The organism is Microbacterium sp. Ag1 (assembly GCF_001005635.1).
GTDB lineage: Bacteria > Actinomycetota > Actinomycetes > Actinomycetales > Microbacteriaceae > Microbacterium > Microbacterium oxydans.
Genome location: NZ_LBCR01000031.1, coordinates 193,640 through 215,403 on the forward strand (window position 1 = coordinate 193,640; position 21,764 = coordinate 215,403).

Consider the following 21,764-nt stretch of genomic DNA (forward strand, 5'->3'; position numbering starts at 1 on the left):
TCAGCGGATTCACAGAAAGCCCGCGCGGCTCCCGGAATCGCGGCCGGCGCGGCGATATCCTCGGTGCCGCACGAGGGGCGGACCGGCCGGATGCGCGGGCTTCCTCTCTCGAACTCCCAAGACAAGGGGCTCTCTCATGACCGGTACCGCACGCAAGGCGCTCGCAGAAGCGATCGCCACCTTCCTCTTCGTCCTCGCGATCATCGCGGCAGTGAACAGCGACAGCCCGCTGACTCCGCTCGCGATCGGTTTCACCCTGATGGTGCTCGTGTTCTCGACGGGCCACATCTCCGGTGCTCACCTCAACCCGGCCGTCTCGGTCGGTGTCTTCCTGCGCGGCGGCCTCAGCGTCGTCGACTTCATCAGCTACCTCATCGCCCAGTTCGTCGGTGGTGCGGTCGCTGCGCTCGTCAGCATGTCCGTGTGGCCGGCGGGCGAGAAGGCCATGGTCATCGAGGTCGGCCCGGCGTTCCTGGTCGAGGCGCTCTTCACGCTGATCCTGGTGTGGGTCGTGCTCAACACGGCCACGTCGAAGGACACCGCCGGCAACTCGTTCTACGGGCTCGCGATCGGTGCGACCGTGTTCGTCGGTGCGGCGACCGTCGGATCGATCTCCGGTGGTGGCTTCAACCCCGCCGTCGCACTCGGCCTCTCGGTGAGCGGCCACTTCGCGTGGAGCTCGCTGTGGCTCTACATCGTCGCCCCGGTCGTCGGTGCCGTGATCGCGGCGATCCTGTTCCGCGTGCTCAACACGGACGACGCCAAGAAGATCGCCGCCGCGGAGTAACCACCGCTGCATGCACGAAGCGCCGCATCCTCTCCGGGGGTGCGGCGCTTCTGCGTGGGGCGGCGAGCATCCGTCGTCAGAGTCAGCCGTGCGGGGGATGCTCGTGGGGGCGACGGCTCGTAGCGGTGGTGAGCACGATCTTCCCGGACGCGCGTCCGGCGATGGATCTCGTGTATGCCGCTCTGACCTCCTCGAGCGGGTGCACCGAGTCGATCGGCATCTCGACGCGACCGTCGGCGATCAGCTGCGCGATGATCCCGAGCTCTTCGGTGCCGGCAGCCGACCCTCCGACGCCCCGGACCGGATGCCGCGCGCGGGCGTCGTAGTCGGCGATCGTGTTGATGCGGTCGGCGGGAACGCCGAGTGCGAGAGCCAGCTCGACCGAGCCGTGGCCGACCGTGTCGAGGACGGCGGTGACGCCCTCCGGCGTGGCGGCGCGGAGCAGATCCGCGAGAGCAGGCCCGTAGGGGAGAGGCTCGATGCCGAGGCGGCGCAGCAGGGGGTGATTCCTCGGGCTGGCCGTTCCGAGCACGCGGGCCCCGCGCAGCACGCAGAGCTGGGCGGTGAGGATGCCGACACCACCGGCTGCACCGCTGACGAGGACGACATCACCCGCGGTGATCCCCAGTGACCGCACGCTGGCGACGGCTGTGCGGCCGGTGACGTTGAGGGCGCCTGCTTCGACGAGACCGAGACCTGCGGGAACCTCGACCAGCACGGCGGGGTCGATCACGAGGTGGTCCGCCTGCGCGTGGTAGCGGAGCCCACCGAACACCGCATCGCCGATCCGCCAACCGCGCGCGTCGTGAGCCCGGGCTTCGCCCGCCCCATCGCCGAGCGCCTGGATCGTGCCGGAGAAGTCGTAGCCGTTGCCCGAAGGGAGGCTGCGCTCGTAGGGATCGTGCATCGGCCGTCCGCTGAACAGCTTCCAGTCCACCGGGTTCACTCCGGCGGCCGCTACGCGGACGAGCACTTCGCCGCGGGCCGGGCGCGGTACCGCTCGACGTTCGAGTTCGAGCACCTCGGGGCCGCCGAAACGGCGGAACACGACGCGTCGTGATGTCGTGTCCGCCAGTTCGGATGCCATGCGGCCAGCCTAGGAGCCGGTGAGGGTCCGGGCGCGGCTCAGTCGACGGACACGGGTGTGGTCGCGGTGGGGGTCGCCTCGCGGGTCGCGGTGCTCCGCGCACGCGCGGCGGCGACGACCATCACGATCAGGGCGATGGTGGTGAGGATCGCGCCCAGCCAGATCGGGGAGGTGTAGCCGAGTCCTGCGGAGATGCCGAGTCCGCCCGCCCAGGCGCCGAGTGCGTTGCCGACGTTGAACGCGCCGATGTTGGCCCCGGAGGCGAGGGTCGGAGCGCCTCCGGCGTACTTCATGACACGGCTCTGCAGCCCGGGAACGGTGCCGAATCCGAAGCCGCCCATCAGGAACAGGGCGATGATCGTCGCGATGCCGGACTGCGCTGACATCGCGAACACGGCGAGGACGACGACGAGTGCGGCGATGAAGATCAGGAGAGTACGGTCGATCGTGCGGTCGGCGAGTCGCCCGCCCAGCCAGTTGCCGAGCACGAGGCCGGCGCCGAAGAGCACCAGCAGCCACGGCACGGCGGACGACGCGAATCCGCTCACCTCGGTCAGCGTGTAGGCGATGTAGGTGAAGGCGCCGAACATCCCGCCGAACGCGAGGATCGTGACGACGAGCGAGAACCAGACCTGTCCCGAACGGAACGCCGCCAGCTCCCCGCGGAGGCTCACCTGTTCGGTGGGGCGGGGGAGGCGCGGCACGAGCAGGGCGATACCGATGAACGCCAGCACGCCGATGCCCGAGATCGCCCAGAAGGTCGAGCGCCATCCCAGCTCCTGGCCGAGGAAGGTGCCGAACGGCACTCCGAAGACGTTCGCGGCAGTGAGGCCCGTGAACATGATCGCGATCGCGCCGGCCTTCTTCTCGGGGGCGACCAGGCCGGCGGCGACCACGGAGCCGATGCCGAAGAACGCGCCGTGACAGAGGGCGGCGACGATGCGGCCGACCATCGCTGTGCCGTAGTCGTCCGCGAGCGCGGTGAGCACGTTGCCGATGATGAAGAGCACGATCAGACCGAGCAGCACGGGCTTGCGGGGCAACCGCGTGGCCGCTGCGGTGAGCACGAGTGCGCCGACGACGACAGCGAGTGCGTAGCCGGAGATGAGCCAGCCGGCAGCCGACTCGGTGACCCCGAAGTCTCGGGCGACGTCGGGGAGCAGGCCCATGATCACGAACTCGGTGAGCCCGATGCCGAACGCCCCGATGGCGAGGGCGATCAGTCCTAGAGGCATGACGATTCTCCTGATAGATTGGAGGGAATGTTTGCAGGCGCGGCATATTGCGCGTCGAAGGATAATGATTGCACGCGCAAGTATCCGGCGCAAGCAACTATCGCGGAGGATGGCCATGGGAATCGGTGACGACGCCGTCGAGGTGCGCGCACAGGGGTGGCGCACGCTCGCCGCGCTGCACGGGCTGATCGAGACTGCTCTCGAGCGGCGCCTGGGTGAGACGGTCGAGCTCTCCGTGGTCGAGTACACCGTGCTCGATGCCCTCGATCGCCAGGACGGGTGGCACATGCGCATGCAGCAGCTCGCCCGTGCGGCAGCCCTGAGCCCCAGCGCCACCACGCGGCTGGTGAACCGGTTGGAGGATCGAGGCCTCCTCACGCGCATCCTCTGCGCCGACGACCGTCGCGGCATCTACACCGAACTCACTCCCGCCGGCCGCGAGCTGTACGAACGCGCGCACCCCATCCACGATGCGGCGCTCGAGCAGGTGCTGGAGGAAGCAGCGGCGCAGCCCGAGCTCGCTCCCGTGGTCGATGCGCTGCACGGCGTCGCACTCCCTGTGCTGACCGCCGGCTGAGCGGAGCTCCGTGAGCACTCTCGATCCGGCACCCCGCCGCACCCTCCTCGTCGGCTACGGCAAGCTCGCCACCCGCCTCGCGCCGCTGCTTCTCGCCCGCGGCGAGGAGGTGATCGCGCTCCGACGCACCGAGGGAGCACTTCCCGACGGGGTCGGGGGCATCGCCGCCGACCTGGCGCACCCGTTGCCGACTTCTCTCGAGCGGGTCGACGCGGTGCTCGTCACGCTGCCGCCCGGCGATACCGAGACCTCTTACCGCACTGCTCTGGGGCACCTCGCGTGCGCCCTCCCGGATCCTCCCGCCCGGACGGTCTTCGTCTCCTCGACGGGGGTGTTCGAGGGGGCGGATCCCGATCATCCTCTGACGGAGGAGGACGAGCCGACGCCGACGACACCGCGATCGCGCGGACTCGTCGACGGCGAGAGGGCCGCGGTGGAGCTCTTCGACGCCGTCGTCGTGCGCCCGGCGGGCATCTACGGGCCGGGGCGGGATTTCCTGGTGCGGAAGGTGCGCGAGGGCGCGGCCGTCGATCATTCCCGCCGCACGAACCGCATCCACGAGAGCGACCTCGTGCGCACCCTCGACCTGCTGCTGCGGATGGACGACCCGCCTCGCGTGCTGCATGCCGTCGACCAGGGCCCCGCTCCGCTCGGAGACGTCGTGCGGTTCCTCGCCGCACGGCTGAATGCGCAGGTGCCGCCGGATTCGGGGCCGGCCGGACCGTGCGGCGTCGTGTACGACGGGACTCTGCTGCTCTCCCTCCTCGGTGGCCTGGAACACCCGACGTACGAGTCGGGCTACGCGCGGATGGTCGACACCGCCTGACGGGGGCCGCACCGGATCTCCGCGACGGCGTCTAGCCTGAGGGCATGACCAGCGCACCTGCACGCACCGCCCTCGAGGTCGTCGACTGGCGACGTCGGGTGTTCGCCCTGTACGACGCCGTGCGCGGCGCCGACTCCGCGGAGGAAGCGCACGAGCTCTGGCGGATCGAGCGCGACGATCTGATGCTCCACCACCCGGCGACGCCGCTGCTGCCCGAGGACCGAGCGCTGTTCGAGGGGCTGCCGATCGCCTCGTACGACGCGCAGTGGCGCTTCGAGCTGCCGATCCTCCCCGCCGACCCCGGGGGGTTCGACTTCGCGACCGGCACCGACGGCATCGTGCCCTTCGAGCGGATCGGGCGCGTGGAGGTGCCGGATGCGGGGTCGCTCGATGTCTGGCGACTGACCACCTACGGCGGCGGGCTCTTCGTGCCCGTGCGCGATGCGCTCGCCGGGGGCGTCGGCGGGACCTACGGCGGCGGACGCTATCTCGTCGACACGATCAAGGGCGCCGATCTCGGATCCGATGCGGCGCGTGGCACGATCGTGCTCGACTTCAACTTCGCCTACAACCCCTCGTGCGCCTATGACCCGGCTTGGGCGTGCCCGCTCGCGCAACCGGGCAATGTGCTCTCCGTTCCGGTCCCCGTCGGCGAGATGTACGGCGGCGCGGGCGTCTGAGTGCCCCTCGGCGGGCGCTCCCGGGCGCTGCGGAAAACGACTTTGTGACGAATCCGCCGGCACATCCGTCCTATCTCCGAGCGAGCGTTTCGCTCCCGGCGGGAGTTCCACACGGGACCCACGGCCGGTCTTCAGATCGAGATGGGACACCTCATGGCAAACCAGGACCAGACCACCCCCGCTCCGGCCGAGAAGGAGCTCGCACAGGCCGCTCCGAAGGCCGCCGGCGCTTCCGCATCGCGCGTCGACCGGTCGAGCGGATTCTCCTCTTCGCGCGTCCCCGCCGACGAGAACGCCGCGGGCAAGACCACCATCGCCGACGGTGTCGTGGCCAAGGTCGCCGGCATCGCCGCGCGTGAGGTCGCCGGCGTCTACGCCCTCGGTGGCGGAGGCGCACGCGCCTTCGGCGCCATCCGCGACGTGATCAACGCGACCGACCTCGCGCAGGGCGTGAAGGTCGAGGTCGGCGACACGCAGGCAGCGGCCGACCTGACCATCGTTGTCGAGTACCCGGCGCCCATCCAGGACGTCGCCAACAACGTCCGTGCCGCTGTCGCCGGTGCGATCAGCCGTCTGGTCGGTCTCGAGGTCGTCGAGGTCAACGTCGAGGTCAACGACGTGCACGTGCCCGGTGACGACAGCGACGACAACGAGGAGTCGCGCGTCTCATGAGCGCCACAACGGTCGGCGCCCTGATCGGCGCACTGCTGGCCCTCGCCGCCCTGCTGTTCGGGTTCTGGGGGTTCCTCCTCATGGCTCTCTTCGCGGGCATCGGGGCGCTCGTCGGCCGGATCGCCTCCGGCAAGCTCGACGTCCGCGGACTCGCCGACGTCTTCACCGGGCGGCGTACCTCCTGATGGGTGCCGACCAGCACATCGCCGGCGGCGCGCTCTCCGGAGCCGCCGCCGGCGGGGCCGCCGTCCGCGGTCGCGTCGAGGTGAAGGACCGCGTCTACCGCACCGTCACCGAGAAGGCGTCCGCGACGTTGATCGGGGTGCCTCGCAGCGACGTGAAGGTCGATGTCGCGGAGCACCCGCGCGGGGTCACCGTGCGCATCGCCACGCCCCTTCCCGTCCCGAGCCTGGACGACACGGCAGCGATCGCTCGGGCCGTGCCCGTCCTGGAGCGGGCACGCGAACTGCAGGAACAGCTGCAGCAGAACCTGAGCACGATCCTCGGGCGCAACGTCATCCGCATCAACCTCACCGTCACCGGTGCCGTCATCCCGGAAAGGAGACGAGTGAAATGAGCACCCCGGTCCTGCGCCGCGTCATCCGGCGCGAGACGCACTCGCCGCGAACCGTCGCGATGTTCGTCGCGGTCGTCCTGCTCATCCTCGCCCTCGCGTACATCGGACTCGAGATCGTGCTGAGCCTCGCCGCGCAGCCCGCCCTCCTGGTCGGTCCTGCCGCAGCGGCGGGCTGGCTGATCGGCTTGCCCACGGCACAGCCCGCCGGTCTCGTGATCGCCGGCAGTGTCGTGCTCGCCCTCATCGGACTGGTCTTCATCGTGCTCGCCGTCACACCGGGACGACTGTCGAGGCATGTCCTCGATGCGGGTGGACGCGCGGTCGTCGTCGACAACGGCGTGATCGCCAGCGCCCTGGCCCAGCACCTCGCCGAGGAGACGGGTCTCACCCGCGACAGCATCACCGTCGGTGTCGGACACCGCACCGTCGACGTGACCGTGCGGCCCGGCATCGGAGTGCCGCTGGACAAGGCCGACGTGCAGGCGGCGGCCGAAGCGGAGCTGCAGACGTACCGGCTGACCGACAAGGTGCGCACCCGTGTGCGCATCGAGCGTCCCACCGAGAAGGAAGACGAGCTGTGAACAACACGAATCGTGCGTTGAACCGCATCCTGCTGCTGATCATCGGGCTGCTGTTCCTCGCCCTCGGTGCGGTGGGCATCGCCATCATGAGCTGGCCCACCCTGTCGGACATCTGGACCGCGGCAGGCAAGGACGCTCGGTCCTGGCTCGACCAGGCCATCGCCGCGACCGCGATCGCCGGTGGCGGCCTGTCGTGGATCGGCATCGGCGCCGTCGCAGCGATCGTGGTCGTGATCGTGCTGCTGATCCTCGCGCTCACGAGCATCGCGGGGCGTCGGTCGAAGACGGTGCTGCGTTCCAGCGGAGCGCAGAACCCGCTGGGTCGGGTGACCGTGAACGAGTCGTTCGTCTCCGACGCCGTGAAGAACTCCCTCACCACCCGCGATGAGGTTCTGTCCGCGCAGGTCACTGCCAATGACATCCGTCGCCGTCCTGTGCTGCACGTGGCTGTGACGCCGCGTCAGAACACCGATCCGCGAGAGCTCGTCGACCACGTCGATCGCCTCCTCGCCAACCTCGCCGTGCTGACGGGGCGCGACACCGACACCTTCGTCTCGGTGCACACGAGCCTGCGGGCTCGCCTCGCCCACGACCAGCGTCGGCTCTCCTGACCCGACGCTCCTCCGCAGCCCCCCAGAAAGCAGGCATCATGCGCAACAAGATCCTCCTCATCGTCGGCGTCGCCTTCGTCGCGTACGTGTTCGGGAGCAGGGCGGCGACGGTGCAGATCAACAAGGGCGAGTCGGTGAGGCATCAGCTGGTGCGGAGGTGGAACGACCCGAAGGCCAGGAAGCAGCGCCGGAAGACGGCGGAGACAGCGGCGAAGAAGGCGAAGAGAGCCCTCGGGCGCTGAAAGGCCCCGCGGCGAACGGCCCCGCGGCGAACGGCTCGCTCTCAGGCCGGTCGCGCGGTCGACTCCCGCACGACGAGCTCGGGCTGGAACACCACGCGTTCCCGCCCGGCGTGACCGCCGGCTTCTCGCAGCATCAGATCGACGGCCGTGTATCCGATGAGTTCGGCGGGCTGGCGGATCGACGAGAGCGGGACCACGGCGGCGGCCGCGAAGTCGATGTCGTCGTAGCCGATGAGGGCGATCTCGTCCGGGACCCGGATGCTGCTGCGCATCATGAGTGCTTGCAGCACCCCCATCGCGAGGAGGTCGTTCGCGGCGAAGACGGCATCGGGTCGATCTTCGGGTGCACGTGCGCTGAGGGTCTCGCCGGCGGCACGGCCCGAGAGCACGCTCAGCGAATCGGTCAGGATCACTTCGAGGGAGATGCCGGCCTCGTTCGCGGCTCTGCTGGCTCCCTCCAGGCGGTCGACCACCTGTCGGATGCCCATCGGACCCCCGACGAAGGCGATGCGTCGTCGTCCCTGCGCCGCGAGATGCTGCACGGCGAGGTAGCCACCGCCGACGTCGTCGACCGATACCGAGGAGAAGCTCTCGTCGGCGACTTCCCGGTCGACGAGCACCACGGTGGTGCCGCGATCGCGCAGACGTCGCAATCGCGGGAGGTCGTCGGCGAGCGGAGAGATGAGCAGACCGGCGATGCGCTGCTCCTCGAAGAGGTCGATGTAGGCGCGCTCGCGTTCGACCTTCTCGTCGCTGTTGCCGAGTGTGACCGTCATCCGCGCCTCGGCGGCCCGTTCCTCGGCGCCGCGGGCGATGTCGGTGAAGAACGGGTTGCGCACGTCGAGCACGACCAGGCCTATCGAGCGACTGTGTCCTGCGCGCAGCTGCCTGGCGGCGTCGTTGCGCACGAAGCCGAGCTTCTCGATCGCCGCTGTGACGCGTTCGACGGTGGCGGGAGACACCTTGTCCGGGTGGTTCAGGACGTTCGAGACGGTCCCGACCGAGACGGATGCGGCGAGTGCGACATCTCGAACACTGACGACCACGGCGTGATTCCTTTCCGCGCCATCCGCGAAACATGTCCCTGAAACGTACCACCGACCAAACCGTGACTTGACAGGAAGCCAGCGAGAGTCATAAATTTCAGATGCTCCGCTCTTTAAAACGATTCAATCCGCAGGGATGATCCTGCAGCTTAGGTCCGATCGATGACGATTCCCTCTGACACCTCCGGTGCTCCGCCGGCGCTCGAACTCCGCGACATCCGCAAGTCGTTCGGCGCGGTGGTCGCCCTCCGTTCCGGGACGCTGTCGGTCGACGGCGGGTCCATCCACGCCCTGGTCGGCGAGAACGGCGCGGGCAAATCCACCCTCGTGAAAATCGTCGCCGGTCTCTACCAGCGCGACGACGGGGTGTTCCGGTTCCATGGAGAGGACGTGGACTTCTCCTCCACCGCGCAGTCCAAGAGCGCGGGCGTCGCGGTGATCTATCAGGAGCCGACGCTGTTCCCCGATCTGTCCGTCACCGAGAACATCTTCATGGGCCGACAGCCGACCGGGCGCTTCGGCCGTATCGACCGCAGGGGGATGCGCCACGAGGTCGAGCGCCTCTTCACCCGGCTCGGGGTCACCATCGATCCCGACCGTCCGGCGGAGGGTCTGTCCATCGCCGATCAGCAGGTCATCGAGATCGCGAAGGCCGTCTCGCTCGACGCGAGTCTGCTCGTCATGGACGAGCCGACGGCCGCGCTCTCCGGCGTCGAGGTCGAGCGGCTCTTCACGATCGCGCGGAGTCTGCGCGACGAGGGTCGTGCGCTCATCTTCATCTCGCACCGCTTCGACGAGGTGTTTTCACTCTGCGACACCGTCACGGTCATGCGGGACGGTGCGTACATCGCCACCAGCGCGATCGCCGACACCTCGGTCGAGGAGATCGTGCACCAGATGGTCGGTCGCGAGGTCACCGAGCTGTTCCCCAAGCAGCAGACGACCGTCGGCGCGCCGCTGCTGGTGGTCGAGAACCTCACCAGTCCCGGCGTCTTCCATGACATCTCCTTCACCGTGTGCGCGGGCGAGATCGTCGGTCTCGCCGGCCTCGTCGGAGCCGGACGCAGCGAAGTGGTGCGTGCCGTCTTCGGCGTCGACCCGTACCGCGAGGGCTCCGTCACAATGCAGGGCGCACGCATCCCCCGCAGCCGACCCACCGAGGCCATGCGTGCGGGCCTCGCCCTCGTGCCAGAGGACCGCCGCAAGCAGGGGCTCGTGATCGAATCGGGCGTCGGCGGCAACATCACCCTCTCCATCCGCCGCCAGCTCGCGAAGCTGGGGTTCCTCACCACCGGCATCGAGAACCGCGCTGCCCGGGAATGGGCGACCAGGCTCGAGGTCAAGACGCACGCCCTCGACACGGTCGCGGCGACACTCTCCGGCGGTAACCAGCAGAAGGTCGTCCTCGCCAAGTGGCTCGCCACGAAGCCGAAGGTGCTCATCATCGACGAACCGACCAGAGGGATCGACGTCGGCACCAAGTCGGAGGTGCACCGACTGCTCTCCGAGCTCGCGGGGCAGGGGATGGGGATCCTCATGATCTCGTCCGAGCTGCCGGAGGTGCTCGGCATGGCCGACCGCGTCCTCGTCATGCGCGAAGGGCGCATCACCGCGGAGATCGCCCGCGCGGAGGCGACTTCCGAGAACGTCATGTACGCCGCCACGCACGCATCGGAGCTCTCCTCGTGACCACCGCCATCCCCGTCTCGTCGGTGACGAAGAAGCTCTCCGCGCTCGGTCGGGCGCGCGAATTCGGCATCCTCCTCGCCCTGGCACTCGTGATCGTCGCAGCCACGACGAACAACTCCAACTTCCTGTTCAGCCCCGACGGCTGGCGCGACCTGCTGCTCACGCCCTCGATCCTCGTGCTGGTCGCTGTCGGGCAGGCCATCGTGCTCATCACCCGCAACGTCGACCTCTCGGTCGGCTCGGTCATGGGGCTCACCGCCTACCTCACCGGCCGCCTGTTCATCGACGTGCCCGGCATCCCCATCGTGATCGTGGTCGTGGCCGCCGTCGTCTTCGGTGCCCTCCTCGGACTCGTCAACGGGGCACTGGTCGCCTTCGCCAAGGTGCCGGCCATGGTGATCACGCTCGGTACGCTCTACGCCTACCGCGGCATCAACGTGCTGTGGACCGGCAGCGACCGGGTGAACGCGTCCGACATGCCGAAGGACTTCCTGGCCCTCGGCACCGGGCAGCTCGTGGGCATCCCGATCCTCACGATCGTCGCCCTCATCGTGCTCGCCGCGGCCGCCTGGTACATGAAGAACACGCGCGGGGGTCGGGAGTACTACGCCATCGGATCCGATCCGGCGGCTGCGGAGCTCTACGGCCTGCGCGTCACCCGTCGCGTGCTGACCGCCTTCGTCGTCTCCGGGGCGCTCGCCGGTCTCGCCGGAGTGTTCTACGCGGCCCGCTACGGCACCATCAACTCGCAGGCCGGGGCCGGGTGGGAGCTCGACGCGGTGGGTGCCGCCGTGATCGGCGGCGTCGCCATCACCGGCGGAATCGGCTCCGTGTGGGGCGCGGCGATCGGTGCGGTGCTGCTGCTCACGATCAACCGGGCGCTCCCCATCCTCGGCATCCCCGACTTCTGGCAGCGTGCCGTCGTCGGCCTGCTGATCATCGGCGCGATCGTGCTCGACCGCGTGCTCGCCGTCCGCCAGAAACGACGGCTCATCGAAGCGAGGGACAAGTCATGACCGCCGCGACCACGACCGCGACCACCCGGGTCATCCGCGACTTCGACAAGCCGCTCTGGCGCCGCGTGCTCCTCACCAGGGAGATGGCGATCGTCGCCCTGCTGATCGTCGTCATCATCGTCTCCGCGAGCACCGTACGCGGGTTCGGGCAGCCGATCACGCTGACGTACCTGCTCCTCGACATCGCGCCGATCCTCCTGATCGCCCTGCCCATGACGCTGGTGATGATCACGGGCGAGATCGACCTGTCGGTCGGCAGCATGGTGGGCCTCTCCAGCGTCGTCACGGGGGCTCTCGTGCAGGGCGGGATCCCCTTCGAGGTCGCGGCTCTCGCGGCGCTGCTCGTCGGTCTGGTCGGCGGCGCCTTCAACGGATTCCTCGTGACCGTCGTCGGTCTGCCGTCGCTCGCCGTGACCATCGGAACGCTCGCGCTGTTTCGCGGCCTCGCGGTCGGCCTGCTCGGAACGACGGCGGTCACCGAGTTCCCGGAGTTCTGGACCGATCTCGCCAAGGCGAAGCTCGCCGGCACCACGATCCCCGTCATCATGATCCCGTTCCTGCTCCTCCTGGTCGCGTTCATCCTGCTGCTGCACTACACACCGTTCGGTCGTGGCGTGTACGCGATCGGCCTCTCGAAGGACGCCGCACGGTTCTCGGGCGTGCACGTGGAGCGCACGAAGTTCATCCTCTTCGTGCTCTCCGGAGTGGTCGCCGCGTTCGCCGGGATCTTCTACACCCTCCGCTACGGCAGCGCGCGGGGCGACAACGCCACCGGCCTCGAACTGCAGGTGATCGCGGCGGTCGTGCTCGGCGGCGTCTCGGTCTTCGGCGGCCGGGGCAAGATCTACGGGGTCGTCGCGGCGGCGCTGCTCATCGGCTCGCTCGCCAGCGCACTGCGTCTGATGAACGTGACCTCCGACGTGATCAACATCATCACCGGCGCCCTCCTGGTCATCTCGGTGGTGGCCGCGAGCTTCCTCGCCTGGCTGCAGAAGGCTCGTCGCAGACCGGGACGATCGACCACCGGCGCCGCACCCACAGCTTCATGACGCCGACGCCGCGGTTGCGGCACACCCTCACGAAAGGAACAGAACAATGATGTTTGCACGTAAACGCGTGACCGCTGTCGCTGCGCTCGCGGTCGCCGCCGCGGTCGCCCTGTCCGGATGCACGAGCACCGGTGGCGATGGCGGCGGAGGCGACGGCGGTGACGGCAACCTCGCCGTCACCTTCCTGCCCAAGAACCTCGGAAACCCCTACTTCGACACCTCCAGCAAGGGTGGCAAAGCCGCCGTCGAGGAGTTCGGCGGCACGTTCGCCGAGGTCGGGCCGGCCGAGGCGACTCCCGACGCCCAGGTCAGCTACATCAACACCGCGACGCAGCAGGGCGTCGGGGCACTCGTCGTCTCGGCGAACGACCCGAAGGCCATCTGCGACGCGTTGAACGAAGCCCGCGACGCGGGGGTGAAGGTCGTCACCTTCGACTCCGACACCAACCCGGAGTGCCGCGACGTCTTCGTCAACCAGGCGGATTCGGAGGGCATCGCGAAGGCGCAGGTCGACCAGATCGCCGAGCAGATCGGCGGTGCGGGAGAGATCGCCGTCCTCTCGGCCTCGGCGAACGCGACCAACCAGAACGCCTGGATCGACCTGATGAAGGACTACCTCGCCAGTGACTACCCCGACATCACCCTGGTCGAGACGGTCTACGGCGATGACGACGACCAGACGTCGTTCGACAAGACCGCGGCCCTGCTGCAGACCCACCCGAACCTGAAGGGCATCATCTCGCCCACGACGGTCGGCATCGCCGCAGCCGCCCGCTACCTGTCCACCTCGGACTACAAGGGCAAGGTCGCGCTGACGGGCCTCGGCACGCCGAACCAGATGCGCGAATACGTCGAGGACGGCACGGTCACGTCGTTCGCCCTGTGGAACCCGGAGGACCTCGGCTACCTGGCGGCCTTCGCGGCGCAGGCGCTGATCGAGGGCGACATCACCGGCGAGAAGGGCGACACCTTCACCGCCGGCGACCTCGGTGAGTACACGGTCGGGGAGGACGGCGTCGTGGTGCTCGGCGATCCGTTCGTGTTCAACGCCGACAACATCGGCGAGTTCGACTTCTGATCACCTTCGGGCGTCCGGCCGGCACGAGTGTCGGCCGGACGCTCACGGAAAGGTCCCCATGATCCGCGTATGCGTGAAGCTCCAGGTGCGTCCGGAGCTTCTGGACGAGTACCGCGAGCGTCACGCGCCGGTGTGGCCGGAGATGCTCGCCGAGATCGCCGCGGCCGGTCGCCGCAACTACTCGCTGTTCCTCGCTCCCGACGGTGAGCTCATCGGCTACTACGAGACCGAGGACGATGTCGCGGCGCAGGCATACCTGGCCGCGTCGCCGGTCGCCGCCCGCTGGGAAGCCGAGATGGCCCGCTTCTTCGTCGGCCTCGACGGCCGCCCTGACCAGGCGGCACCCACACTTCCCGAGGTGTTCCACCTCGAAGACCAGCTCTCCACCTCCGGTCTCCCCAACGAAAGCAGCGCATCGTGAGCATCCTCAGTCCCTCGAACCTCGCCATCCTCGCCCAGCAGGGCATCGAGCTTCCCAGCTGGGCCTTCGGCAACTCCGGCACGCGTTTCAAGGTGTTCGGCACTCCCGGCACCCCGCGGGACCCGTGGGAGAAGATCGCCGACGCCGCACAGGTGAACCGCTACACGGCACTCGCGCCGGCGGTGGCGCTGCACATCCCGTGGGACGTGGTGGATTCGTACTCCGACCTGCGCAAGCACGCCGAAGACCACGGGGTGACCCTCGGCACCGTGAACTCCAACACGTTCCAGGACGACGACTACAAGTTCGGTGCCCTCACGCACGAGGACGCGGCGATCCGGCAGAAGGCGATCGACCACCACCTCGCCTGCATCGACGTGATGGATGCGACCGGCAGCCGGGACCTCAAGATCTGGCTGGCCGAGGGGTCGAACTATCCCGGGCAGGCCGACATGCGGGGGCGTCAGGATCGACTGCAGGACTCGCTGCAGAGGATCTACGACCGCCTCGGCGACGACCAGCGCCTGGTGCTCGAGTACAAGTTCTTCGAGCCGGCGTTCTATCACACCGACGTTCCGGACTGGGGAACCTCCTACGCGCAGGTCAGCTCCCTCGGTGACAAGGCGATGGTCTGCCTCGACACGGGCCACCACGCGCCAGGCACGAACATCGAGTTCATCGTGATGCAGCTGCTGCGCCTCGGCAAGCTCGGCTCGTTCGACTTCAACTCGCGTTTCTACGCCGATGACGACCTGATCGTCGGAGCCGCCGACCCGTTCCAGCTGTTCCGCATCCTGTTCGAGGTCATCCGCGGCGGCGGGCTGAACAACCCCGACGTCGCGTTCATGCTCGACCAGTGCCACAACGTCGAGGACAAGATCCCCGGCCAGATCCGCTCGGTGCTGAACGTGCAGGAGATGACCGCCCGAGCGTTGCTCGTCGACCGCGACGCCCTCACCGCCGCGCAGAAGTCCGGGGACGTGCTCGGAGCGAACGCCGTCTTCATGGATGCGTTCTACACCGACGTGCGTCCGGCCCTCGCCGAGTGGCGCGAGACGCGCGGTCTTCCCGCAGATCCCATGGCCGCGTACCTCGCATCCGGATACCAGGAGAAGATCGCCGCCGAGCGTGTGGGCGGTGTGCAGGCCGGCTGGGGCGCCTGAGCTCAGCTCCGCGCGGCGTACTGCTCGCGGATGATCGGCCGATGGTCGACCGCGAATGCACGTGCCTCGCCGTCGTGCCACGACGGACGCTCGCCGGTGAGCGCCCACGCCGCCTGCACGGCAGCACCGCGGGCGACCGCCTCGTCGATTCCCGGCACCACGATCGGCACGTCGAAGACCTGCGCCGCGATCCGCGAGACCGCCGGGTTGCGTGCGGCGCCACCGATGAGCAGGATGCGCGAGGCCGGTACCCCGCACCGGCGGATGGCGTCGAGGCCGTCGGCGAGCCCGCACAGCAGTCCTTCCACCGCGGCACGCGCCAGCGTCTCCCTGCGCGTGGAGGCGAGCGACATGCCGAACAGCGTGGCCGTGGCATCCGGACGATTCGGGGTGCGCTCTCCCTCGAAGTAGGGCTGCAGCACCAGTCCGCCCGCACCCGGCTCTGACTCCAGCGCCAGGCGTGCGAGTTCGGCGTGGTCGACGCCGAGCAGACCCGCGACGGTATCGAGCACCCGCGCCGCGTTGAGCGTGGCGACGAGGGGAAGATGGTTCCCGCTCCCGTCAGCGAAGCCGGCGACCGCTCCGGTGGCGTCGGCGATCGGGTGTTCGGACACGGCGAAGACCGTGCCGCTCGTGCCGATCGAGATCACGGCGTCGCCCGGTCGGGCATCGAGTCCGAGCGCGCCCCCGGCGTTGTCCCCCAGACCCGCGCCGACCACCGTGCCCGTGGGGGTGACGCCCATCCTCTCGGCAGGTCCGAGCACCTTGGGGAGGCGCGGGACGCGACCGAACGCCCGCGCGAGCAGATCGAGATCGTAGGCACCGGTCGAGGCGCTCCAGTACGCAGTGCCGCTGGCATCGGAGCGGTCCGTCGCGAGCGCCTCCAGGTCGGGGCCGAGGTCGCTGGCGCCGGTCGGCCCGAAGCCGCGCAGCCGCCAGGAGAGCCAGTCGTGGGGCAGGGCGACGGCAGCGACCCTGGCCGCATTGGCCGGCTCGTGCTCGCGCAACCACCGCAGCTTCGCGCCCGTGAACGACGCCACGGGCACGACTCCGACCCGGCGCGCGTATTCCTCGGCACCGACTTCGGTCACGAGCGCCGCCGCGGCCTCGGCGCTGCGGACGTCGTTCCAGAGCAGGGCGTCACGCACCACGCGCCCCTGCACGTCGAGCGCCACGAGCCCGTGCTGCTGGGCGGCGACCGAGATCGCGGCGACGTCGTGCAGTCCGCCGGCATCGACGATCGCGCTCTGGAGTGCCGACCACCAGGCCTCGGGGTCCACCTCCGTGCCGGACGGATGCGCCGCCCGGCCGGAGCGCACGATCTCTCCCGTCTCCAGGTCGTGCACACTCACCTTGCAGCTCTGCGTGGACGAATCCACCCCGGCGACGTATGTCGGCATCCGCTTCTCCCTCATCCGTGAACGACCAGTCCGTGGAACACCAGTGCGTGAGACACCAGTCCGTCGAACACCAGGGCCGCGAAGACACCGAAGCATCTCCGCGGCCCTGGCGCTGCTGTCACTCGGACTGGCCGGTGAGACCCTCGTAGGCGATGTTGCCGCTCTTGAGGTTCTTGTTGGTCATCTCGCTCAGGTTCTTCAGGAACGCGTCGCGCTCCGTGACCACGTGACCGATCGCCTCGTCGACGTTGTCCTTGGTGATCGCGGGCATCAGGTAGACGGGGTTCTCCTTGACGTCCTCGCCCCGCACGATGGCGGCGGCGTAGGCGACACCGGCCGACAGCTCGACCGTGCCGTTCTGCAGCGAGGTTCCGATGAAGTCACCGTTCTTGACGGCCTCGAGGCCGTCGGCGATCCCGTCGATGCCCACGATCGGCACGTCGGTCATGCCGGCTTCCTTGAGCGCCTGCAGTGCACCGAGGCCCATGTCGTCGTTCTGGGCGATCACGCCGTCGATGTCATCGCCGAAGGCCGAGATCCAGTTGCTGACCTTGTTGACGGCCTCATCGCGCTTCCAGTTCGCGGTGTCCTTGGCGAGCACCTTCACGTCGGGGTTCTCGGCGAGCACGTTGTCGATGCCCTTTCCGCGGTTGATCTCGCCCGAGCCTCCGAGCGGTCCCTGCAGGATGATGACGTTGCCCTTCCCGTCGAGGGCGTCCATCATCATCTGCGCCTCCTGCTCACCCGCGGCCACGTCATCGGGCTGCACCGAGCCGGTGAGGTCTTCGCTGTTGAGCGAGGCGTTGACGTCGAAGAAGGGGATGTCGGCGGCCTTCGCGGCGGCGATCTGCGGCTGCAGCGAGTCGGCCTGCACGGGGATGACGACGATCGCGTCGACACCGGCCGTCACGTACTGGTCGACCTGGCTGGCCTGGGTGTTGACGTCGAGGCCCGCGGAGTTCCACAGGATCTCGATGTTGTTCTCGTCGGCGTAGCGCTCGATGCCCTCTTTGCCCTCCGTGACGAAGGACGACATGTCGTAGACGCTCACGCCGATGGTGATGCGCTCCTGACCGCTGTCGTCTGCGCCGCCGGCGTTCGCGTTCGGGTCGCCGGCGCCGCACCCGGCGAGCATCAGTGCTGCGACGGAGGTGACGGCGAAAGCCGCGGCGATGCGGCTCCTCTTGGTGAACATGGGATTCCTCTCGTTGGGTGGTGCGATGAAGCAGGGTCTTCTTCGTCGGGGTGGTCGTCGGTGTGCTAGCGGCTTCGTCGTCGGGTCGCCCACACGTCGACGGCCACCGCCGCGACGATGAGCACGCCCTTGATGACCTTCTGCCAGTACGCGGGCACGGTCAGGATGTCGAGACCGTTGTTGAGCGTCTGGATGAGGAGCAGGCCGAGGGCGGTTCCCCAGATCGAGCCGCGACCGCCGAGCAGGCTCGCCCCGCCGATCACGACGGCAGCGATCGCGTCGAGCTCGTACCCGACGCCGAGGTTCGGTGCGCCGAGGGTGACACGGCTGGCGAGCATGACGCCGGAGATCCCCGCGAGCATGCCGGAGATGGCGTACACGCTGAAGATGGTGCGGCCCACGTTGATGCCGGCGATGCCCGCGGCGATCGGGTTGCCGCCGATCGCGTACACGCGCATGCCCCACGTGGTGCGGCGCATGATGATCGCGAGTCCCAGGATGCCGACGATCATCAGGATCACCGGGAGCGTGAGCCCGCCGAACTGCGCGTTGGCGATGCGGGAGAAGTCGGCGGGCAGCCCGGTGATGGGGGCGCCGTTGCCCGCGACATAGGCGACGCCGGATGCGAGAGTGAGCATCCCGAGCGTCGCGATGAAGGGTGGCACTTTGATCACCGAGACCACGAAGCCGTTGATCGCGCCGGCGATGAAGCCGACGACGACACCGGCGACGATCGCGAGCCAGATCTGGTCGGGGAAGGCCTTCGCGGTGAGGCTGCCGAAGACGGCGGATGCGGCGATGACACTGCCGACCGACAGGTCGATGCCACCGGTGAGGATCACGAGCGTCTGTCCGAGGGCGATCAGGGCGAACGGTGCCGCGGCGACGAGGATCGTCTGCAGGTTGTCGACCGTGCCGAAGCGCGCGCTGCGGTAGAGGAAGAAGGCGATGATGAGCACCATCACGATCACCATCGCGTAGCGGATGGCGAGGTCGCCGAACCAGGTGGGGCTGAAGCGCTTCACTTCCGACTCGGGCACGAAGGTCTGCGCGGCGGTGCGGGTGTCGGTCATCGGTCGTCCTTTGCGGAGGGGGCGGTGCTGCTGGCGGGGGCCTCGGAGATGTCGAGTCCACTCGCGAGGCGGAAGATGCGGTCCTGCACGTCGGGCTGCTGGAGGGCGGCCCGGTCGAGCTCGGCGACCACGCCCCCGTCCTTGAGCACGAGAGCGCGATGCGACAGCGCGAGGATCTCCGGCATATCGCTCGAGGCCATGACCACGGCCATGCCGGAGGCGGCGAGGTCGGTGATGATGCGGTAGATCTCGCTGCGGGCGCCGATGTCCACGCCGCGGGTCGGCTCGTCGAGCAGGAGGACCTTGACCTCGCCGGTGAGCCAACGCGCGAGCACGACCTTCTGCTGGTTGCCGCCGGACAGCGTCTCCATGAGCTGCCCGAGGCCGCGGCTGCGCAGCCTCACCGAACTCATGACCTCGGAGACCGCGTCGACGCGGCTGCGGCCCTTGAGCCATCCCGCGACGGAGAACTGATCCATGCGCGGCAGGGTGGCGTTCGCCAGGATGTCCATGCTGAGCACGGCGCCAGCGCCCTTCCGGTCCTCCGGGACCAGCGCCATGCCTGCGGTGATCGCGTCGGCAGGGCGTCCGCGGCGGACGCGACGGCCCCCGACGGCGATCTCGCCGGCGGTCGAGGAGCGCACTCCGAACAGCGCCTCGATGAGCTCGGTGCGTCCGGCGCCGACGAGCCCTGCGAGTCCGACGATCTCGCCGCGGCGCACCTGCAGGTCGACCGGCTGCGGAGCCGGCGTGTAGTCGAGGCCGCGCACCGAGAGGGCGATGTCGTCGGACGCGGGCGGCAGGTCGGGGAAGAGGTCTTCGAGCTCGCGGCCGATCATCGCGGTCACGATGTCGTCGTCGCTGAGTTCCGAGAGCGGCGCGTCCGCCACGAGGCCGCCGTCGCGGAGGACCACGACCCGATCGGCGATCGCGCGGATCTCCTCCATCTTGTGCGTGGTGAAGAGGATCGCGACGCCGCGGTCGCGCAGCATCCGCATGTTCTCGATCAGACGGGCCACCTCGCGTTCGGCGATCGCGCTGGTCGGCTCGTCCAGCAGCAGCACGCGAGCGCCGGTGCTGGTCGCCTTGACGATCTCGACGATCTGGCGCAGGCCCACCGGCAGGGACCCCATCCGCGTGGATGGGTCGATGTCGACGCCGAACTCCGCGAGCATCTCCTTGGCCTCTCTGGCCATGCGACGACGATCCACGAGCCCGAGGCGCCCCCGCAGCTCCCGTCCGACGAAGATGTTCTCGTACACCGTGGTGTCGAGGATCGAGGCGAGCTCCTGAGGCACGATGGCGATGCCGCGCTGGTGGGCGTCACGTGCCGATCCCGCGGCCAGCTCCTCGCCCCGGACCAGCACCTGACCGGCGTCCGCCTTCATCTGGCCGGAGGCGATCTTCATGAGCGTCGACTTGCCTGCGCCGTTCTCGCCCGCGAGCGCGGTCACGGTGCCCGGCTCGAGATGCAGCCCGACGCCCTTGAGCACTGGTACCCCGCCGAACGCCTTGCGGATGTCGATGCACGCGAGCATGTCGGGCTGCTCGTCGAGGGTGATGCTTCCCGTGCGCTCGAGGTCGGTCATACGTCCCCCGCGTGCTCGCGGCCGGGGCGCACGATGCTCTTCAGCGTCGAGGGCTGCGCGGCGGAATCGAGTGCCTCCCGGACCTCGGCGATACCGAACGTTCCGGTCACGAGGGCGTCGAGGTCGACGGCGCCGGAAGAGACGAGCTCGATCGCGGTCGGCCAGGTGTTCGCGTAGCGGAAGATGCCGGTGACGACCAGCTCGCGGTTCTGGATCGTGGAGACGGGGAGGGCGATCTCGTCGGCACCCATGCCGACGAGTACGGCCACGCCGCCGGGCTTCAGCGCGGAGATGCCCTGCTTCACGGCGACAGGGGAGCCCGAGGCGTCGACGAAGGAGTCGTATCCCGAGCCGAGGGGACCTGCGGCGGGGTCGACCGCCTCTGTCGCGCCGAAACGCAGGGCGACCTCTCGGCGTTCCGCCATCGGATCGCTGATCACGATCTCGGTGGCGCCGAAGGCCCGTGCGGTCTGCGCGGTGACGATGCCGATGGGGCCGGCCCCGGTGATCAGCACCCGGCTGCCCGGGCGCACCCCCGCCTTCTGCACGGCGGCGATGGCGACGGACAACGGCTCCATGAGCGCCGCGGCGTCGTCGCTCACGGAGTGGGGCACGGCGTAGGCGAAGTCGCCCTGGATCGCGACGTACTCGGCGAAGGCGCCATCGATGGGTGGGGTGGCGTAGAACTCGATCTGCGGGCAGAGGTTGTAACGGCCGCTCCGGCAGAACTCGCACACACGGCACGGGCGCTGAGGTTCGATGGAGACGCGCTCGCCGAGGCGGGAGTCGTCGATGTCGGCGCCGACCGCGACGATGGTGCCGCCGGCTTCGTGGCCGAGGACGAGCGGCTTCTCCACGACGAAATCGCCGATGCGTCCCTCGTGGAAGTAGTGGACGTCGGAGCCGCAGATGCCGACCGCGTTCACCCGGACGATCACCTGATCGGGGGCGGGGGCCGGCACGGGGCGGGTCTCGATCGTCAGCTCGCCGGCTCGGACCAGCACGCTCGCACGCATGGTCGTCGGCAGTTCAGTGCGCTTCATCGGGCTCCTCGTGGTGCGTGTGCAGTCGCGCGGTCGTGATTGCTCGACCGACACTAGCCATGCGTGACGGATGAGACAACCAGGTGCTCAGATGGGCGCAAACGGTCGGATCCGGATATGCTGATCG

The 21,764-nt window shown here is 69.0% G+C and carries 24 protein-coding genes; 16 read left to right on the forward strand and 8 right to left on the reverse strand.

The window, feature by feature from the left end:
- The first annotated feature begins 136 nt into the window (after nucleotides 1-136).
- On the forward strand, nucleotides 137-787 hold the full coding sequence (locus tag AAY78_RS12670) for an MIP/aquaporin family protein (protein WP_046748641.1): 651 nt from the start codon (nucleotides 137-139) through the stop codon (nucleotides 785-787).
- Between the two features lie 82 nt (nucleotides 788-869).
- Here AAY78_RS12670 and AAY78_RS12675 read toward each other — a convergent pair whose 3' ends face one another.
- The gene (locus AAY78_RS12675) at nucleotides 870-1,874 is read right to left on the reverse strand and encodes an NADP-dependent oxidoreductase (protein WP_046748642.1); all 1,005 of its coding nucleotides are present in this window, start codon (nucleotides 1,872-1,874) and stop codon (nucleotides 870-872) included.
- A 38-nt stretch (nucleotides 1,875-1,912) separates the two neighbouring features.
- Nucleotides 1,913-3,109, reverse strand: a complete 1,197-nt coding sequence (locus tag AAY78_RS12680) for an MFS transporter (RefSeq protein WP_046748643.1) — start codon at nucleotides 3,107-3,109, stop codon at nucleotides 1,913-1,915.
- Nucleotides 3,110-3,224: 115 nt separating this feature from the next.
- Between AAY78_RS12680 and AAY78_RS12685 the strand changes: the two genes are divergently transcribed.
- From AAY78_RS12685 to AAY78_RS12725, 9 genes are all read left to right on the forward strand, one after another.
- On the forward strand, nucleotides 3,225-3,686 hold the full coding sequence (locus AAY78_RS12685) for a MarR family winged helix-turn-helix transcriptional regulator (RefSeq protein ID WP_046748644.1): 462 nt from the start codon (nucleotides 3,225-3,227) through the stop codon (nucleotides 3,684-3,686).
- 10 nt (nucleotides 3,687-3,696) lie between these two features.
- The gene (locus tag AAY78_RS12690; protein WP_046748645.1) at nucleotides 3,697-4,512 is read left to right on the forward strand and encodes a sugar nucleotide-binding protein; all 816 of its coding nucleotides are present in this window, start codon (nucleotides 3,697-3,699) and stop codon (nucleotides 4,510-4,512) included.
- Between the two features lie 44 nt (nucleotides 4,513-4,556).
- Nucleotides 4,557-5,192, forward strand: a complete 636-nt coding sequence (locus AAY78_RS12695; protein ID WP_046748646.1) for a DUF1684 domain-containing protein — start codon at nucleotides 4,557-4,559, stop codon at nucleotides 5,190-5,192.
- A 153-nt stretch (nucleotides 5,193-5,345) separates the two neighbouring features.
- Entirely contained in the window at nucleotides 5,346-5,864 is a 519-nt protein-coding gene (locus AAY78_RS12700) for an Asp23/Gls24 family envelope stress response protein (RefSeq protein WP_046748647.1), read from the forward strand.
- Entirely contained in the window at nucleotides 5,861-6,049 is a 189-nt protein-coding gene (locus AAY78_RS12705; protein ID WP_046748648.1) for a DUF2273 domain-containing protein, read from the forward strand. The genes AAY78_RS12700 and AAY78_RS12705 overlap by 4 nt, the downstream gene beginning before the upstream one ends.
- Entirely contained in the window at nucleotides 6,049-6,441 is a 393-nt protein-coding gene (locus AAY78_RS12710) for a hypothetical protein (protein WP_046748649.1), read from the forward strand. Before AAY78_RS12705 ends, AAY78_RS12710 begins: the two co-directional genes overlap by 1 nt.
- Nucleotides 6,438-7,022, forward strand: a complete 585-nt coding sequence (locus tag AAY78_RS12715; protein ID WP_046748650.1) for a DUF6286 domain-containing protein — start codon at nucleotides 6,438-6,440, stop codon at nucleotides 7,020-7,022. Before AAY78_RS12710 ends, AAY78_RS12715 begins: the two co-directional genes overlap by 4 nt.
- Nucleotides 7,019-7,633: a hypothetical protein gene (locus AAY78_RS12720; RefSeq protein WP_046748651.1), complete on the forward strand. Its 615-nt coding sequence runs from the start codon at nucleotides 7,019-7,021 to the stop codon at nucleotides 7,631-7,633. Before AAY78_RS12715 ends, AAY78_RS12720 begins: the two co-directional genes overlap by 4 nt.
- 38 nt (nucleotides 7,634-7,671) lie before the next feature.
- Entirely contained in the window at nucleotides 7,672-7,875 is a 204-nt protein-coding gene (locus AAY78_RS12725) for a hypothetical protein (RefSeq protein WP_046748652.1), read from the forward strand.
- Between the two features lie 41 nt (nucleotides 7,876-7,916).
- Here AAY78_RS12725 and AAY78_RS12730 read toward each other — a convergent pair whose 3' ends face one another.
- A complete protein-coding gene (locus AAY78_RS12730; protein ID WP_046748653.1) occupies nucleotides 7,917-8,921 on the reverse strand; it encodes a LacI family DNA-binding transcriptional regulator in 1,005 nt (334 codons plus the stop codon).
- A gap of 162 nt (nucleotides 8,922-9,083) precedes the next feature.
- On the opposite strand from AAY78_RS12730, the gene AAY78_RS12735 reads away from it, so the two are divergent.
- Genes AAY78_RS12735 through rhaI form a run of 6 tightly spaced genes read left to right on the forward strand, consistent with a single transcriptional unit; the run spans nucleotide 9,084 to nucleotide 15,337 of the window.
- A complete protein-coding gene (locus AAY78_RS12735) occupies nucleotides 9,084-10,610 on the forward strand; it encodes a sugar ABC transporter ATP-binding protein (RefSeq protein WP_046748654.1) in 1,527 nt (508 codons plus the stop codon).
- Complete coding sequence (locus tag AAY78_RS12740) at nucleotides 10,607-11,626, forward strand: ABC transporter permease (protein ID WP_046748655.1); 1,020 nt, start codon at nucleotides 10,607-10,609, stop codon at nucleotides 11,624-11,626. Before AAY78_RS12735 ends, AAY78_RS12740 begins: the two co-directional genes overlap by 4 nt.
- A complete protein-coding gene (locus tag AAY78_RS12745) occupies nucleotides 11,623-12,675 on the forward strand; it encodes an ABC transporter permease (protein ID WP_046748656.1) in 1,053 nt (350 codons plus the stop codon). The genes AAY78_RS12740 and AAY78_RS12745 overlap by 4 nt, the downstream gene beginning before the upstream one ends.
- Nucleotides 12,676-12,721: 46 nt before the next feature.
- A complete protein-coding gene (gene rhaS, locus AAY78_RS12750; RefSeq protein WP_046748657.1) occupies nucleotides 12,722-13,753 on the forward strand; it encodes a rhamnose ABC transporter substrate-binding protein in 1,032 nt (343 codons plus the stop codon).
- Nucleotides 13,754-13,811: 58 nt separating this feature from the next.
- On the forward strand, nucleotides 13,812-14,174 hold the full coding sequence (locus AAY78_RS12755) for an L-rhamnose mutarotase (protein WP_046748658.1): 363 nt from the start codon (nucleotides 13,812-13,814) through the stop codon (nucleotides 14,172-14,174).
- The gene (gene rhaI, locus AAY78_RS12760; protein WP_046748659.1) at nucleotides 14,171-15,337 is read left to right on the forward strand and encodes an L-rhamnose isomerase; all 1,167 of its coding nucleotides are present in this window, start codon (nucleotides 14,171-14,173) and stop codon (nucleotides 15,335-15,337) included. Before AAY78_RS12755 ends, rhaI begins: the two co-directional genes overlap by 4 nt.
- Nucleotides 15,338-15,339: 2 nt before the next feature.
- Here the strand turns inward: rhaI and xylB are convergent, their stop codons facing one another.
- The 5 genes from xylB to AAY78_RS12785 all read right to left on the reverse strand — a co-directional run bounded on the left by xylB (nucleotide 15,340) and on the right by AAY78_RS12785 (nucleotide 21,637).
- Entirely contained in the window at nucleotides 15,340-16,737 is a 1,398-nt protein-coding gene (gene xylB / locus AAY78_RS12765; protein WP_046748660.1) for a xylulokinase, read from the reverse strand.
- A 118-nt stretch (nucleotides 16,738-16,855) separates the two neighbouring features.
- The gene (locus AAY78_RS12770) at nucleotides 16,856-17,872 is read right to left on the reverse strand and encodes a substrate-binding domain-containing protein (RefSeq protein ID WP_171011038.1); all 1,017 of its coding nucleotides are present in this window, start codon (nucleotides 17,870-17,872) and stop codon (nucleotides 16,856-16,858) included.
- A gap of 125 nt (nucleotides 17,873-17,997) precedes the next feature.
- Nucleotides 17,998-19,005, reverse strand: coding sequence for an ABC transporter permease (locus AAY78_RS12775; protein ID WP_045263874.1), 1,008 nt, complete (start codon nucleotides 19,003-19,005; stop codon nucleotides 17,998-18,000).
- Entirely contained in the window at nucleotides 19,002-20,594 is a 1,593-nt protein-coding gene (locus AAY78_RS12780) for a sugar ABC transporter ATP-binding protein (RefSeq protein WP_082108680.1), read from the reverse strand. Before AAY78_RS12780 ends, AAY78_RS12775 begins: the two co-directional genes overlap by 4 nt.
- Nucleotides 20,591-21,637: an NAD(P)-dependent alcohol dehydrogenase gene (locus AAY78_RS12785; protein ID WP_046748662.1), complete on the reverse strand. Its 1,047-nt coding sequence runs from the start codon at nucleotides 21,635-21,637 to the stop codon at nucleotides 20,591-20,593. Before AAY78_RS12785 ends, AAY78_RS12780 begins: the two co-directional genes overlap by 4 nt.
- Between the last annotated feature and the right edge of the window lie 127 nt (nucleotides 21,638-21,764).